The organism is [Clostridium] saccharolyticum WM1, from assembly GCF_000144625.1.
Lineage (GTDB): Bacteria > Bacillota > Clostridia > Lachnospirales > Lachnospiraceae > Lacrimispora > Lacrimispora saccharolytica.
This window is the reverse complement of record NC_014376.1, coordinates 2,121,813-2,135,981: the sequence shown is the minus strand read 5'-3', so window position 1 is coordinate 2,135,981 and position 14,169 is coordinate 2,121,813. Positions and strand designations below refer to the sequence as shown.

Genomic DNA, 14,169 nt, shown 5'->3' with positions numbered 1-14,169 from the left:
TTGACAGACCAGAGATTTGCCTTCACCTTCCTACAGATTCGTCCTGACGGACGACCCCCTTGGTCCTAACTATATTTACAAGACTCCCACTCGTTAGAGTGCGCCTGCCTGGCACATCGACAAAAACGCCGGGAAGGCGGTACTCTTCCCGGCGTTTCTATCATGGCTAACGGTTGGACAATTCCCTTGTAATATCCTCCCAGGACACACCCTTATAAGCCATCAGAACCATCATATGATAAAGGAAATCTGAAATTTCGTATTTTACTTCCTCAGGATTTGGATTTTTGGCAGCTATGACAATTTCCGTAGACTCCTCTCCCAATTTTTTCAATATCTTGTCAAGCCCTTTATCAAACAGATAATTGGTATAGGATCCTTCCTTGGGGTTGGACTTTCTGTCAAGAATTACTTGAAATACCTCTTCAAACACCTTTAAAGGATTACTTTCCTGATATTCCTTTTTAACCAGATTTTGATAAAAACAGCTTCTCGCCCCCGTGTGGCAGGCAGTTCCGATCTGGTTTACTTTGGCAAGCAGCGTATCCTTGTCACAGTCCAGGGACAAGGATTTCACATACTGGTAATGGCCGGAGGTTTCCCCTTTTCGCCACAGGCTTTTGCGGCTCCTGCTGTAATAGGTCATACAGCCGGTCTTTAAAGTCTCATAAAACGCCTCTTCGTTCATATAGGCCAGCATAAGCACTTCCCCTGTCCGGTAATCCTGGGTGATAACAGGGATGAGGCCAGCCTCATTGAGCTTAAACTGTTGAAAGCTCACCGGGCTTTCAAAGGTATCGACTTCGATTCCAAGGGCTTTTAAATCCTGCTTTAAATCCATGCAGTTCTCTTCTCCGTCAAAACTGCCCACCAGGCCTTCCACATTTTCCATCATCAGGGCAAAGGCAAAAAGCGCCGCATCCTCTCCGCAGCCTGTGACCAAAAAGGTCTCCTCACAGTCTGAAACGGCGTGAAGCTTTTCTTCCGTAATTTCAGCATCGCCCAGAATCATGACAGTCGCTCCCAGCTGGGCATATTCTTTGGTCCGCTCCAAATACGAACAGTCCGGAAGATAAGCATAAATCTTATCATCTCCGAACCGGTCTGCCGCCTCTTTCATCAAATCCACATTTTCGTCAAGGCTTACATCAAGAAACGCTGCTTTTGCCCCTGCGTAAAGATATTTCTTCACATCCTCAAGGCGTCTGACTCTTCCCCCTAAAATCGCAGGAATATCAGACAGCCTTGCAATCTCCTTCATAAGTCCTATGGTCCGTTCATGGTCTTCATCCGATTCGGACATATCATACAGAAAAAGCTCATCAGCCCCGCTGTCCCCGTAAAAGCAGGTCAGAGTCAAAAGATTTTCCTCATAACATGTCTGACCGTCCTCCAGCCTGACCGCCTTCCCTTCCCGGATTCCAAAACCCGCAATCAGTTTTTTATGTTCCAACATCATATCCTCCCCTGATGGTCCTGTTTTTCAAAAGCTTCAATGGCTTCCTTTAAATCAATTCGTTTTTCATACAGTGCTTTTCCAATGATAGCACCTTGGACGCCGGCCTGGTAAAGCAGCCTCAAATCCTTCATGGAAGACATTCCTCCGGAGGCAATTACGTCCATTCCTGTTTCTTCCGTCAGCCTTTTCGTATATTCCACATTAGGGCCGGTCAGCATCCCATCTCTGGATATGTCCGTATACACCACATGGCGGACTCCGTATTCCTTCATCCGGCCGCAAAGCTCTGCTGCGGAAATCCCGCTGATCTTTTCCCAGCCTTCCACAGCTACCATTCCTTCCTTAGCGTCAACCCCTGCTACGATCCGGTCCTGACCATACCTTTTTACCATATCCCGGATAAATTCCGGATTTTCTGCAGCCTTTGTTCCAATGATCACCCTGGCAACCCCCAAAGAAAGCATGGATTCAATGGCTTCTTCACTTCTTATGCCGCCCCCTATCTCAATGGGTATGGATACTGTATCCGTTATTTTTTTAATCACTTTATTATTTACAGAACGGCCGGCAAGCGCTCCGTCTAAATCCACCAGATGGAGATAGGTCGCTCCCTGAGACTGCCAGAGGGCAGCTACCTCCTCCGGCTTATTGGAGTAAACGGTGATCTCCTTAAATTCTCCTTGCTTCAGTCGGACGCACTGTCCTTCTTTTAAGTCTATTGCTGGATAAAGCTGCATATGATTCTCCTTTTATAATGTTCCCTTTGTTGACAGCACTCCTGTGATCCTGTGGTCAGGTGACGTTGCCTCATCAAGGGCTTTTGCAAAAGCTTTAAAAGTCCCCTCAATCACATGGTGGTTGTTCTCTCCCGCCAGTTTTCTGATATGCAGGTTCATTTCCGAAGCATAGGAAACAGCATAGAAAAATTCCCTCAGCATTTCTGTCTCAAAATCCCCTACCCGTTCCGTGGTAAGCAAAACATCATAACCAAGATACGGCCTGCCGGATAAATCCACGGCACAGAGGATCAAGGTCTCATCCATGGGAAGGATCATGCTTCCATAGCGCTTTATGGAGGCTTTGCTGCCAAGGGCCTGCTTGATGGCGGTACCCAGCACAATGCCTGTATCTTCAACAGTATGGTGGGTATCCACATGAAGATCCCCCTTTACCGACAGGCTTAAGTCAAAAAAGCCATGGCGGGCAAAGCTGTTTAACATATGATCAAAAAAACCGATTCCCGTTTGGATTTCCGCTCTTCCGCTGCCGTCTAAGTCCAGCTTCAGCCGGATATCCGTCTCACGGGTCTCACGGGAAATGTCTGCACTTCGTCCCATCTTTCTTCCTTCCTTTTTCATTGCTAGGTTGTTGGATCATTCTGCATTGCTCATTGCTTTTGCGGAAAGCGTACTCTCACGGAATTGGCATGGGCGGTCAGATGCTCTGCCTCGGCAAACGCTTCAATGTCTTCATGAATCGCTTCCAGGGCTTCCCTGGAGTAATAAATAATACTGGATTTTTTTATAAAATCATCCGTACTGAGGGCTGAGAAAAATTTAGCAGTGCCATTGGTGGGAAGCACGTGGTTTGGTCCTGCAAAATAGTCTCCCAAAGGCTCTGAGCTGTATTCTCCGATAAATATGGCGCCTGCATTATGGATCCTGGTCATATCCTCAAAGGGATTTCTGGTGATAATCTCCAAATGCTCGGGAGCGATCTCATTAACTGCTGCGATGGCATCCCTCATGGTATCCGCTACCAGAATATAACCATAATTATCTAAAGATTTTTCTATGATCGGCTTCCGTGACAGTTTTTCCGTTAACGTTTTTATTTCCTCTGATACCTGCTTGGCCAGCTCCATGCTGGTGGTCACTAAAATGGCAGAAGCCAGTTCATCATGCTCTGCCTGGGACAATAAATCCGCCGCCACAAAACGGGGATTGGCACTTTCATCTGCTAGAACCAGGATCTCACTTGGACCGGCAATGCTGTCAATGCTCACATGTCCGTAAACCGCCTTTTTTGCCAGAGCCACAAAAATATTCCCAGGCCCTACGATCTTATTGACCTTTGGGATGGATTCTGTACCAAAGGCAAGGGCAGCCACTGCCTGTGCTCCTCCTACCTTATATACCTCTGTAACGCCTGCCAGACGGGCTGCTGTTAAGGTGACCGGATCCACCGTTCCATCCTTCCCGGGAGGAGTCACCATGGCAATGCGGCTCACCCCTGCCACCTCTGCAGGAATGATGTTCATAAGGACCGAAGAAGGATAAGCTGCCTTTCCTCCCGGAACATAAACCCCCACACTTTCTAAAGGGGTTATCTTCTGCCCCAGGATTGTTCCGTCGGGCTTACTGTCAAACCAGCTGTACTGCCTCTGCTTTTCGTGATACTGACGGATGTTTTTCATGGATTTGCGAAGGATTTCCATGAGCTTCGGATCCACTTCCTTCATGGCTTCCTCAATTTCTTTTTCCGTCACCTTTAGATTTTCGGGGTTTATATCCGCTTTATCAAATTCCTTTGTATAGGCAAATACCGCTTTGTCCCCATCCCGTTTTACCGAATTCACTATTTCCTGCACGGTGTCGGCATAGGCATCATAATTATTGGGATCTCTTTTTAAGAGATCAGCTAAAATATTCTGTTTGGAAGCTTCATCCAGTCGAACTATTCTCATCGGTTTTCCTCCTGCAGCAGGGTACGCAGATCATGGATCAGCTTTGTGATCCTGTCGTTCTCCCGTTTCATACTTACCTGGTTCACCACCATGCGGGCGGATAAAGGACAAATCTCCTCCAATACCGTAAGCCCGTTTTCCCTAAGGGTGGTTCCTGTCTCCACGATGTCCACAATGACTTCAGACAGCCCTACAATGGGCGCCAGTTCAATGGAACCGTTAAGTTTTATGATCTCAACCGTCTGATGCTTTTTATTATAAAAATAATCTTTGGCTATGGCCGGATATTTTGTGGCTACGCGGATTCTTTCATGATGCATTAAAAGCTCTCCTGCTGACGGAGGGCCGCAGACACACATGGCACAGTTCCCTATCCCCAGGTCCATGACCTCATAAAGTTTTCTTCCTTCTTCCAGAATAGTATCCTTTCCAACCACCCCAAGGTCAGCAGCCCCATACTCCACATAGGTAGGCACATCACTGGCCTTTGCAAGGAAGAACCGTACACCCAGCTCCTCGTTGGTAAAGATCAGTTTCCGGGAATCCTTATCCCTCATCTCTTCACAGGTGATCCCGATTTTTTCAAACATTTCCATCGACTGTTTCGCCAGCCGCCCCTTTGCCAGGGCAAAAGTCAGATATCTCATACGTTCCCCCGATTATTTTAAATATTCCGACAACGGTATCTCTTCTGTCCGGTCCAGTACCAGGTTCATGACCCGTACGGTAAAGCCGCTGCGGTCCAGAAACAGCAGATTGTTAAAATTCCTGCGCCTTGCGTAAGCCTGATACTCCTCCAACGTACGGGCCGGATCTTTTAACTGAAGCTGGACTGCCATACCGGCACCTCGGAAATGGCCGGAAAGACGGATGGCATTTTCCCTGGCTTCTTTCTCATAAAGGATCATAGTATTCACTACAGAGACCTCTATCTCTATTTTTTGTCTGGATAGAGCCAGCAAAAGTTCATCCACCGATATTCCGAAGCCCACGGCAGGAGAATCCTTCCCAAACTGCTCCAGAAGCTTGTCATACCTGCCCCCATTGACCACATAGTCCCCGGTCCCATAAGTATAGGCCTTAAAAATAATACCGGTATAATACAGGTATTGGCTCAACATGCCAAGATCATAGGAAACGTAGTCAGAAAGTCCGTAATGCTCAAGAATCCGGTTTACTTCCTCCAGACGCTCAATGGCCCTTAAGGCTCTTGGGTTGGAGGTCAGTTCTTTGGCCGCCTGGATCTGCTCCAGAGAGCCAAACAGCTCCGGTAGCTTTAAAAACACCTGTTTTAATTCTTTGGATATGGGCTGGGCCATGACCAGTTCTTCTACACCAAAGTAATTTTTATTTTCTATAAGAGCCCTTAAGGCTTCCTCCGTTTCCTCATCCATCCCGGCCTCTTCCATAAGCCCTTTGAAAAAGTCCACCTCACCTAATTCCACCTGAAATTCCGTCAGCCCTGCCGCCTTTAACGCTTTGATCACCATTGCCAGGATCTCTGCATCTGCATCCGCAGAATCATCACCGATAAACTCCACTCCGGTCTGGCTGGATTCCTTCAGCCTGCCCTGATAGCTGGAGTTATTTATAAAGGTCCTCTCAATATAGCAAAGACGGATGGGCATATCCTCGTCCAGAAAATACTTGGCTGCGCATCTGGCTATGGCAGGTGTCTCATCCGGGCGCAGCACCAAAGTATGGTTATCCCTGTCAAAAAACTTAAACATCTCCTTTGCCTTAACACTTCCCCGGGATTCGTTGAAAATGTCAAAAAATTCAAAGGTTGGGGTTTCAATGTCCTGATACCCGCACAAATGGAAGACCTTTAGCATCTTCTCCTGTAAGGCAGCCTTTTTCGTACACTCCACTCCATAGATATCCCGGACTCCGTCCGGTGTATGTAACAGTTTATTTGCCATAACAACCTCCGTCTTCTGCTTCACATCTTCATGACAAGCGTCATAAAACCAGTGGAGAAAATTATTTTCACAACTTGTCAATTTATTTCGCTTTCTTGTAGTAAAGTGATAATTCGATAACGTGTAGTCAATTATAGGCGAAAAAGTGTTCCTTGTCAATCTCTTCTGTTCAAATCTTTCTGGATCATTTCCAGATAGTGAACAAAAATATCCCGAAAGCTCCGGATCCGCCAGGTTTTATCTACCTCTTCGTAGGTGAAGCTCTTCCGTCCGCCATCCTCCATCCGTTTCCAGAAACCTTTCAGGTGATCCAATGGAAGATAATAAATTTCATTCTTCTGGGTATATGATAAAATAATAAAGGCAATGCCTCCCTGGCTTTCAAATTCTTCCATAAAGGCAACCTGATGAGGATGGATGTTCTGAAGGGGAAAGGTGCAGGCTGAGCATTCCTTTGCGTCAAAGCATATCGGAATTCCCTGTACAGCCCCAATATAGTCCACCGTACTCTTCTGGTCAAAATAAGCCAAAGTAATATGACGGCTTTCCTTATCAATGGAAATAGGCGTGATCGGCGTGGGGATCTTCTGAATCAAAGCCAGCCCCTTTTCCCGGTAGCTTTCATTGCTGCGGTTGATCAGCTCTTCAAGAGCGGAGCCTCTTAACCCTCTTGTATTCCAGGTTCCCATCTTCCCCTCCTACCTCCAGTCCTTACATATCTTTGAAAAGGTCTTTGGCAGAGGCGCAATAAAGGTGCGCCCTGACAAATAAGCCAGTGGCTCCGGCAGCTCAGGAAAAATCACCTGATAGGAGTGGAGAAGCTGGGAATGAATGTGGTAAAGCTTTTTGGCTTCTTCATTGACCCTGCTGTTCCCATACTTATAATCTCCAACGATTGGGTATCCGATGGAGGATAAATGGGCGCGGATCTGATGGGTGCGCCCAGTGATCAGGGTGATTCTTAAAAGGGTATATTCTCCATGATACTGAACCGGCTCATATTCTGTCACAATGGGAACGCTGCCGGTTACCGGCTGCTTATGAACCGTTACCTGATTGGAGGCTTCTGATTTTGTCAAATAGCCTGTGATCACCTGCCGGTCTGAAATATGCCCCTTTACCACACACTGGTAATACTTGTGGATGCTCCGGTCTTTAAAGGCGGCAGACATAAGCTGAAGACCAGCTAAGGACTTTCCTCCCACCACCAGACCGCTGGTGTTCCTGTCCAGACGGTTGCAAACGGAGGGCCGGAAGCTCCTTAGCTGCTCGGTGGATAACCGGCCGTTTGAAACCAGGTAATTGATCATGTATTCCACCAGGGATTCATCGGATTCCCTGGCTTTCTGGGAAAGCATGCCGGCCGGCTTGTTTATCAAAAGTATGTGTTCATCCTCATATAGAATGTTTAAAGATACTTTCCGAACTTCAGGAAGCTTAATCTGGGAAAACTTTCCAATGGTTTCATCGGAAAGAAAAAGCTTGACCTCATCTCCCTGTACAAGCTTTTCCGAACCGTCACACTTTTTTCCGTTTAAGGTGATATTTTTCTTTCTCATCATCTTGTAGAGAAAACTTTTTTCTGCAAGATTCAAATATTTGGAAAGCAGTTTATCCAAACGCTGTCCTGCTTCATTTTGCGATACGATCAAAGACTGCATGATCTGTCCTTTCTATGACTATTTCCATGTATTTTGGCAGGACCCACCCCGCTGGATCGGGTGTATAGGGCCCCCTCAAATGCATATCTTTCCTGTTGTTTACATGGACAGGCTTTTTAACAGCGAGGCCCCCTGCTCGATACAGCCTTCATCCTTATGCTCTGTTTCCGGTTTCAATCCAAAAAGGCAGTTTAAAAACTCTTTTTCATCCAATAGAAACCTCACTTCCAGCTTAAGCTGTCGGCTGAGAAACATGTCCTTTAAAAAGCATTCTGCCTTTTCACGCTCCACCCTTTTGTCAGTGCAGTAAATATAGACACCTGTAGGGTGGACCGCAGCCACATCCACCGGCATAAGGCTCTCCCTGGAGGTGATGATCAGATCATAGAGCATTCTGCATGTTCCTTCATAAGAAGCAGCTTTATGATATAGTTCCTCTGACATGGTTTTAAATCTCCAGGCTACCAGAAGAGGCGAAGCCCAATTAGCCACCGGAAGCACGGAAAGAATCGCCGTGATTGTCAGAAGATTCTTCCATGAGGAGCTGTCTCCTATTCCCCGCAGCAAAAGCTGCACCAGGATCAGAGCCACCCCAGCAAGAACCTTTCCCAGTTCTGTTTTTCTATGATAGTTACGGTAGCCGTATTGTCCCTTCCTGTATCGTTTCACTTTCGTATCCTTCTCCCTTTGCCTTCTTTTTAATCAGTCTTCATAAGCCCCTTCATAAGACGGAAGATGAGGGTATGAGGAACTGTTTTACATAAAAGCCGGAAAGTTTTCATGGTAGTTCCATAGACGGAAACCGGGCGGCCCATCATGCTGTCACGTAAGGCAAGGTGCACCACCTTTTTGGGATTGGCCATAACGATCCTTTTATAAAGAGGAATCTGTCCCGTTGTCTCTGCAATATCGAAAAATTCGGTCTTTACAGGCCCCGGACAAACGGCTGTCACATATATTTCCTTCTTTTTCAGTTCTTCATTCAGTGCTCTGCTGTAGCTTAACACAAAAGATTTTGTGGCCGAATAAATTGCAAAACCAGGCTGAGGCAGAAAGGATGCGGCAGAAGAAAACTGTATGATCCGGCTGTTTTCAGACATATAAGGAAGAACCATATGGGTCACAGCACAAAGAGCCCTGCAATTTAAATCCACCATGCCCATCTCATCCCCTAAGTTTACCGTTCCCACACCGCCGATCTTTCCATAGCCTGCCGAATTGATCAGCCACTTTACCTCCGGCTTTTCTTTCATCAGGAGTTCTTCTAAGTCCGCCAGCTGACTTTTATCCGTCAGATCAATGGCAAAAGTCCGGACCTTTACCGGAACAAGAGGGGATAATTCCTCCAGCCGTTCCTTTCTCCTGGCAATGGCCCATATTTCTCCAATCCCATTAAAACGGTCGGCAATCTGCATAATAAATTCTCTTCCCATGCCGGAAGACGCACCAGTAACAATGGCAATCTTCATATTTGATACCTTCTTTTCTTTTTTTATAAACCTACCTATTTGTGGCAGAATCCCCAGCTATACCGGGAATAATAGTATACCCAAAGGATATTTCTTAAATCTTGATCTTATTTTTTTCCTGCTTTTTTATGGACGTTCCTTATGGTCTTTTTCTTGGGTTCCCGTCTGCCTTCTGCCCCCCTGATCCCTGTTTTCTTCCCGCTGCCGTAATTTTTCCCTGCTTTGCTGTCTGAAAAATCTCCTGAAGCGCCTGTTTTCGGACGGATCAGACATTTCTTATCATATCCGATCAAGTCGGTCCGGCCGGCAAGCCTTAGCGCCTCGGAAACCAGTTCATGGTTTTTCGGATTCCTGTACTGGATCAGAGCCCTTTGCATGGCCTTTTCATGAGGATTGACCGGCACATACACCTTTTCCATGGTTCGCGGATCATATCCGGTATAATACATGCAGGTAGATATGGTGGAAGGGGTCGGGTAAAAATCCTGGACCTGCTCCGGCATATATCCCAGATCCCGTAAATATTCCGCCAGTTCTACTGCCTCTGAAAGCCCGGAGCCTGGATGAGAGGACATTAAATAGGGGACAAGATACTGCTTCATGCCAAGGCGTCCGTTCATATCGTTGTATTCCTTTACAAACTGTCGGTACACCTGATTCCGGGGTTTGCCCATCTTTGAAAGCACCTTATCTGCCACATGCTCCGGGGCAACCTTCAGCTGCCCGCTGACATGGTATTGGCAAAGCTCCTTTAAAAACTTTTTACCAGGCTCCGCCAGCACATAGTCAAACCGTATCCCGGAGCGGATGAAAACCTTTTTTACCTTGGGTAAGTTTCTTAACTTTCTTAAAAGCTCAATATAATCCGTATGATCTGCTTTTAAATTCCTGCAAGGCTCCGGGAATAAGCACTGCCGGTTGGGGCAGGCTCCTTTCGTCAGCTGTTTTTCACAGGCCGGCGATCTGAAATCAGCTGTAGGCCCTCCTACGTCATGAATGTATCCCTTAAAGTCCGGCTCCTCTGTCAAAAGTCTGGCCTCTTCTACAAGGGAATCATGACTTCTGGCCTGTATGATCCTGCCTTGATGAAAAGTAAGGGCGCAGAAACTGCAGGCACCAAAGCAGCCCCGGTTGCTGATCAGGCTGAATTTTATCTCCCGTATGGCAGGAACCCCTCCAAGCTCCTCATAGGAGGGATGGTAATTTCTCATATACGGAAGGGCATATACCTCATCCATCTCCTCCATGGAAAGAGGCTTGGCAGGGGGATTCTGGACCACAAACAGGTTGTCCTTATATGGTTCGGCAAGGCGCTTTCCTGTAAACGGATCCGTATTATTATACTGAACAAAATAACTTTTAGCATATTCCAGCTTATCTGCCTTCATCTTGTCAAAGGAAGGGAGGATCAGGGCATCGTATACGGAATCCAGACTGTCCGTCTTATAAACCGTACCGTCTATAAAGGTGATATCCTTAATATCAATCCCGCTGTTTAAGGCATCTGCGATTTCCACAATGGATCTTTCCCCCATCCCATAAGAGATCAGATCCGCCTGGGAATCAATGAGAATGGAATGCTTCAGCCGGTCCGACCAGTAATCGTAATGGGCCAGACGCCTTAAGCTGGCTTCAATGCCGCCGATGATGACCGGTGACTTTTTATATATTGACCGGATCAGATTGCAGTAAACCGTAACCGCATAATCAGGCCGCTTTCCCATTACTCCACCCGGCGTATAGGCGTCCTGCTGCCTGCGTTTTTTCGATACAGAGTAATGATTTACCATGGAATCCATATTACCGCCGGAAACCAGGAATCCAAGGCGGGGCTCCCCTAAAACCTGAATACTGGACCGGTCTTTCCAGTCCGGCTGGGATATCATACCCACCTTATAACCATGGGCCTCCAAAAGGCGGCTGATGATGGCATGGCCAAAGGATGGATGGTCCACGTAGGCATCGCCGGTGACATAAATAAAGTCACATTGCTTCCATCCCCGGATCTTCATATCAGCCCGGCTCATGGGAAGATAATCGTGCATCATGATTTTTCGACCTTTCTTTTTAATATCTGGTGATAGTCGTAGATAAAGTAATCGGCCAGCTGCCGTTTTTCCTCTTCCATTTCCCTGGAAAATTCATCATCAATGGCACAAACTGTCATTCCAGCTCTCTTTCCGGCCATGATTCCGGCTGGCACATCCTCAAAAACCAAGCAATGAGCAGGTGCCACGGAAAGATCCCCGGCCACCTTTAAATAAATATCAGGCGCAGGCTTTCCTGCCGTCACCTCACAGGAAGTAGCCACTACCTGAAAATAGTGACCGATATTTAAGGAATCAATCACGGCATCCACCATCTGTCTGCCGTTACTGGTGGCAATTCCAGCCTTTAATCCCTTTTGGGCAATAAACTGGAGAAATTCACCGGCTCCCGGCTTTAGCCAGACCTCATTCCGGTACTTTTCAATGGACATTTCTGTCCACACAGCCTTGATCTCCTCCATGGATTCCTTCAGCCTGAAACGCTCTTTAAAATAAAAGGCTGTTTCCGTAAAGCTCATTCCTTCGATTTCTTTTTGCAGATCATCCGGACATGCAAGCCCTCTGCTGCCAAGAAATTCTATATCAATGGATTTCCACATCCACATGGAATCAACCAGGGTCCCATCCAGATCAAAAATCACTGCTTTCTTTTCCTCTAACATCTTCTGCTTTTGTCTTCCTTTCCTAATGATTACCCATGCATTCTTGGTATAAAGGGATACCCGGAGGGTGTTTCCTTATGATTGCCCATGCATACCGGGGCCTCCCCTCTTTACCGGGTGTAAAGGGATACCAAAGAGTCTCAATGACTTTTTAAATTCAGGATCTCTTCTTCTGAAAGCGGGCGGTATTCACCCGGCGCCAAGGCTTCATCAAGAGTAAGGCTTCCCATTGTCATTCTTTTTAAGTATATCACACGGCAGCCCAGAGTTTCAAACATCCGTTTTACCTGATGGAATTTTCCTTCCCGTATGGTCAGGAGGATTTCTAAAGACGATTCCTCCCTTCCCTGCTTCAGCACCTCCAGGTGAGCAGGCATGGTAGGCGTTCCGTCGGATAGCACAAGCCCTTCCTCCATCTGCTCTTTTGCATCAGGGGGAAGCTCACCCTGAATCCGGGCAAAATAAACCTTATCTACATGCTTTTTAGGAGACAAAAGCTGATGGGCCAGATCTCCGTCATTGGTTATAAGAAGAAGCCCTTCTGTGTCAATGTCCAGCCGGCCTACCGGGAAAAGATCATCCCTCTTCCGCGACTTAATAAGGCTGATCACCGTATCATAGCGGGAATCCTCAGTGGCGGATACCACCCCCTGAGGCTTGTTCAGCATATAATATTCATACCGTACATAGGACACCGGACGCCCATCCACAGAAACCTGATTTTGTTCCGGATGGATCTTTCGCTCCGTCTTTTTCTCCGGTTGTCCGTCTACGAAAATCCTGCCTTTTCTGGCCATTTCCTTGATCTGGCTGCGGGTACCTTCTCCCATTTCTGTTAAATATTTATCAAGTCTTAGCTCCTTCATTATTGCCACCGCCATCCCGGATAGTATTTATTTTTCAATGCAGCCCCGCTCCCCTTGGCAAAACCAAGAGGAAAGCCTTCCACACACACAAGACACCAGCCTTTTAAAGGTCCCTCCTCCCCTTTTAAGGAAATGGTTTCTCCTTTTAAATAACGGATCACCCTTTCATCCTGCTTTTCCCAGGAAATGGTCTGTTTGAACTCTTCCGGCCTTAAGGCCATGGCAAAGGCCTGTCCCGGTTCAAAACGTCCCTTTTTCATTTCTCCCAGCAAAAGACCGGTCCTTAGATAGCGCAGGCCGCCTGCATATTCCGGAAAATATTCCGGTAAGTAGTAAACCATATCCTTCTTGATCCGGATGCGGGATTGCTCCATAGGCATTGAAACCATGGACAGGAAATCCGAAAGTTCCTCAGGAAGAGGAGGCTGTTTCCTGGTTTCTTGCTCCCAGGCTTTATGGTCTGCCGGTGATCCCTTCTTTTTCAGCAATGCCATAAAATGGCCTTCTCCCCTGATCTTATGAGGAAAGAGGCGAAGACATCCGGAAAGGCTGATCCCGCCGCTGGCCCCTTCAAAAAGGGGAAGGCTGATCAGCTCCATATCCTTATGAAGTTCCAGAGTCCTTCTGATAATATCCTCATTTTCACATAGGGAAAATGTACAGGTGGAATATAAAAGAAATCCGCCGGCCACCAGCATATCCACCGCCTGATCCATAATCTCCCGTTGGATCCCGGCATAATATTCCGGCCCGTGTTCTTCATAGCTTTTCACCATATCCCCATCCTTGCGGAACATCCCTTCTCCCGAGCAAGGAGCATCAACCAGTATCTTATCAAAAAATTCACCGAAGGCTTCCTTTAATTTCTTTGGTTCCTCACTGGTGACACAAATATTTCCGATTCCCCACAATTCCAGGTTCTTAAGCAATGCCTTTGCCCTGGAGCTGCTGATGTCATTGGACACCAAAAGTCCTTTTCCTTTCAGCTTTGCCCCCAGTTCCGTGCTTTTCCCTCCGGGCGCTGCACATAGGTCTAGGACCTTATCCCCCGGTACTATGTTCAGCAGGCTTGCCGGCGTCATGGCACTGGGTTCCTGGAGATAATAAAGTCCGGCGTAATAATATGGATCTTTGGCCGGACGTTCGTCTCCCTCATAGTAAAAGCCGTTTGGGATCCAGGGTACCGGCTTCAGCTTAAGGGCAGTCATTTCTGTAAATTTTTCCGGGGTTATTTTGAGGGTATTGACACGAAGTCCATACAGCCGTTCTTCTTCAAAGGTTTTTAAGTATGCCTCATACTCCTCCTGCCCTAATAAATCGTTCATCTTATTTAAAAATTCTTCCGAAATCATTCGTTCTTTCACGTTGTCGCTCCCATCTTGCATCAAGGAAGTTT

14 protein-coding genes are annotated in these 14,169 nt (G+C 46.9%); all 14 read right to left on the bottom strand.

Annotated features, from left to right (window positions below; translation table 11 throughout):
- Positions 1-166 precede the first annotated feature (166 nt).
- Complete coding sequence (gene hisIE / locus CLOSA_RS10025; protein ID WP_013272649.1) at positions 167-1,456, bottom strand: bifunctional phosphoribosyl-AMP cyclohydrolase/phosphoribosyl-ATP diphosphatase HisIE; 1,290 nt, start codon at positions 1,454-1,456, stop codon at positions 167-169.
- Complete coding sequence (gene hisA, locus CLOSA_RS10020) at positions 1,456-2,196, bottom strand: 1-(5-phosphoribosyl)-5-[(5-phosphoribosylamino)methylideneamino]imidazole-4-carboxamide isomerase (protein ID WP_013272648.1); 741 nt, start codon at positions 2,194-2,196, stop codon at positions 1,456-1,458. The genes hisIE and hisA overlap by 1 nt, the downstream gene beginning before the upstream one ends.
- 12 nt (positions 2,197-2,208) lie before the next feature.
- A complete protein-coding gene (gene hisB, locus CLOSA_RS10015) occupies positions 2,209-2,796 on the bottom strand; it encodes an imidazoleglycerol-phosphate dehydratase HisB (RefSeq protein WP_013272647.1) in 588 nt (195 codons plus the stop codon).
- Positions 2,797-2,846: 50 nt separating this feature from the next.
- Positions 2,847-4,145 (bottom strand): histidinol dehydrogenase, encoded by a 1,299-nt coding sequence (hisD, locus tag CLOSA_RS10010; RefSeq protein WP_013272646.1) that lies wholly within the window; start codon positions 4,143-4,145, stop codon positions 2,847-2,849.
- Positions 4,142-4,792 (bottom strand): ATP phosphoribosyltransferase, encoded by a 651-nt coding sequence (hisG, locus tag CLOSA_RS10005; protein WP_013272645.1) that lies wholly within the window; start codon positions 4,790-4,792, stop codon positions 4,142-4,144. Before hisG ends, hisD begins: the two co-directional genes overlap by 4 nt.
- Positions 4,793-4,804: 12 nt before the next feature.
- On the bottom strand, positions 4,805-6,067 hold the full coding sequence (gene hisZ / locus CLOSA_RS10000) for an ATP phosphoribosyltransferase regulatory subunit (RefSeq protein WP_013272644.1): 1,263 nt from the start codon (positions 6,065-6,067) through the stop codon (positions 4,805-4,807).
- Between the two features lie 155 nt (positions 6,068-6,222).
- Positions 6,223-6,756: a Holliday junction resolvase RecU gene (locus tag CLOSA_RS09995; protein WP_013272643.1), complete on the bottom strand. Its 534-nt coding sequence runs from the start codon at positions 6,754-6,756 to the stop codon at positions 6,223-6,225.
- Positions 6,757-6,765: 9 nt separating this feature from the next.
- Entirely contained in the window at positions 6,766-7,728 is a 963-nt protein-coding gene (locus CLOSA_RS09990) for an RluA family pseudouridine synthase (RefSeq protein ID WP_013272642.1), read from the bottom strand.
- 99 nt (positions 7,729-7,827) lie between these two features.
- Positions 7,828-8,397: a hypothetical protein gene (locus CLOSA_RS09985; protein WP_013272641.1), complete on the bottom strand. Its 570-nt coding sequence runs from the start codon at positions 8,395-8,397 to the stop codon at positions 7,828-7,830.
- Between the two features lie 29 nt (positions 8,398-8,426).
- On the bottom strand, positions 8,427-9,197 hold the full coding sequence (locus CLOSA_RS09980; protein ID WP_013272640.1) for an SDR family NAD(P)-dependent oxidoreductase: 771 nt from the start codon (positions 9,195-9,197) through the stop codon (positions 8,427-8,429).
- Positions 9,198-9,304: 107 nt separating this feature from the next.
- Positions 9,305-11,245 carry a YgiQ family radical SAM protein gene (locus CLOSA_RS09975; protein ID WP_013272639.1) on the bottom strand — a complete coding sequence of 647 codons (1,941 nt, stop codon included), beginning with the start codon at positions 11,243-11,245 and terminating at the stop codon, positions 9,305-9,307.
- Positions 11,242-11,907 carry an HAD family hydrolase gene (locus CLOSA_RS09970; protein WP_013272638.1) on the bottom strand — a complete coding sequence of 222 codons (666 nt, stop codon included), beginning with the start codon at positions 11,905-11,907 and terminating at the stop codon, positions 11,242-11,244. The genes CLOSA_RS09975 and CLOSA_RS09970 overlap by 4 nt, the downstream gene beginning before the upstream one ends.
- A gap of 140 nt (positions 11,908-12,047) precedes the next feature.
- Positions 12,048-12,773 carry a pseudouridine synthase gene (locus CLOSA_RS09965; protein WP_013272637.1) on the bottom strand — a complete coding sequence of 242 codons (726 nt, stop codon included), beginning with the start codon at positions 12,771-12,773 and terminating at the stop codon, positions 12,048-12,050.
- On the bottom strand, positions 12,773-14,158 hold the full coding sequence (locus CLOSA_RS09960) for an RsmB/NOP family class I SAM-dependent RNA methyltransferase (protein ID WP_041708601.1): 1,386 nt from the start codon (positions 14,156-14,158) through the stop codon (positions 12,773-12,775). The genes CLOSA_RS09965 and CLOSA_RS09960 overlap by 1 nt, the downstream gene beginning before the upstream one ends.
- Between the last annotated feature and the right edge of the window lie 11 nt (positions 14,159-14,169).

Coding starts and splice junctions, on each gene's coding strand:
- hisIE (WP_013272649.1), bottom strand. CDS start 1,456: ATGTTGGAACATAAAAAACTGATTGCGGGTTTTGGAATCCGGGAAGGG.
- hisA (WP_013272648.1), bottom strand. CDS start 2,196: ATGCAGCTTTATCCAGCAATAGACTTAAAAGAAGGACAGTGCGTCCGA.
- hisB (WP_013272647.1), bottom strand. CDS start 2,796: ATGGGACGAAGTGCAGACATTTCCCGTGAGACCCGTGAGACGGATATC.
- hisD (WP_013272646.1), bottom strand. CDS start 4,145: ATGAGAATAGTTCGACTGGATGAAGCTTCCAAACAGAATATTTTAGCT.
- hisG (WP_013272645.1), bottom strand. CDS start 4,792: ATGAGATATCTGACTTTTGCCCTGGCAAAGGGGCGGCTGGCGAAACAG.
- hisZ (WP_013272644.1), bottom strand. CDS start 6,067: ATGGCAAATAAACTGTTACATACACCGGACGGAGTCCGGGATATCTAT.
- CLOSA_RS09995 (WP_013272643.1), bottom strand. CDS start 6,756: ATGGGAACCTGGAATACAAGAGGGTTAAGAGGCTCCGCTCTTGAAGAG.
- CLOSA_RS09990 (WP_013272642.1), bottom strand. CDS start 7,728: ATGCAGTCTTTGATCGTATCGCAAAATGAAGCAGGACAGCGTTTGGAT.
- CLOSA_RS09980 (WP_013272640.1), bottom strand. CDS start 9,197: ATGAAGATTGCCATTGTTACTGGTGCGTCTTCCGGCATGGGAAGAGAA.
- CLOSA_RS09975 (WP_013272639.1), bottom strand. CDS start 11,245: ATGATGCACGATTATCTTCCCATGAGCCGGGCTGATATGAAGATCCGG.
- CLOSA_RS09970 (WP_013272638.1), bottom strand. CDS start 11,907: ATGTTAGAGGAAAAGAAAGCAGTGATTTTTGATCTGGATGGGACCCTG.
- CLOSA_RS09965 (WP_013272637.1), bottom strand. CDS start 12,773: ATGAAGGAGCTAAGACTTGATAAATATTTAACAGAAATGGGAGAAGGT.
- CLOSA_RS09960 (WP_041708601.1), bottom strand. CDS start 14,158: ATGCAAGATGGGAGCGACAACGTGAAAGAACGAATGATTTCGGAAGAA.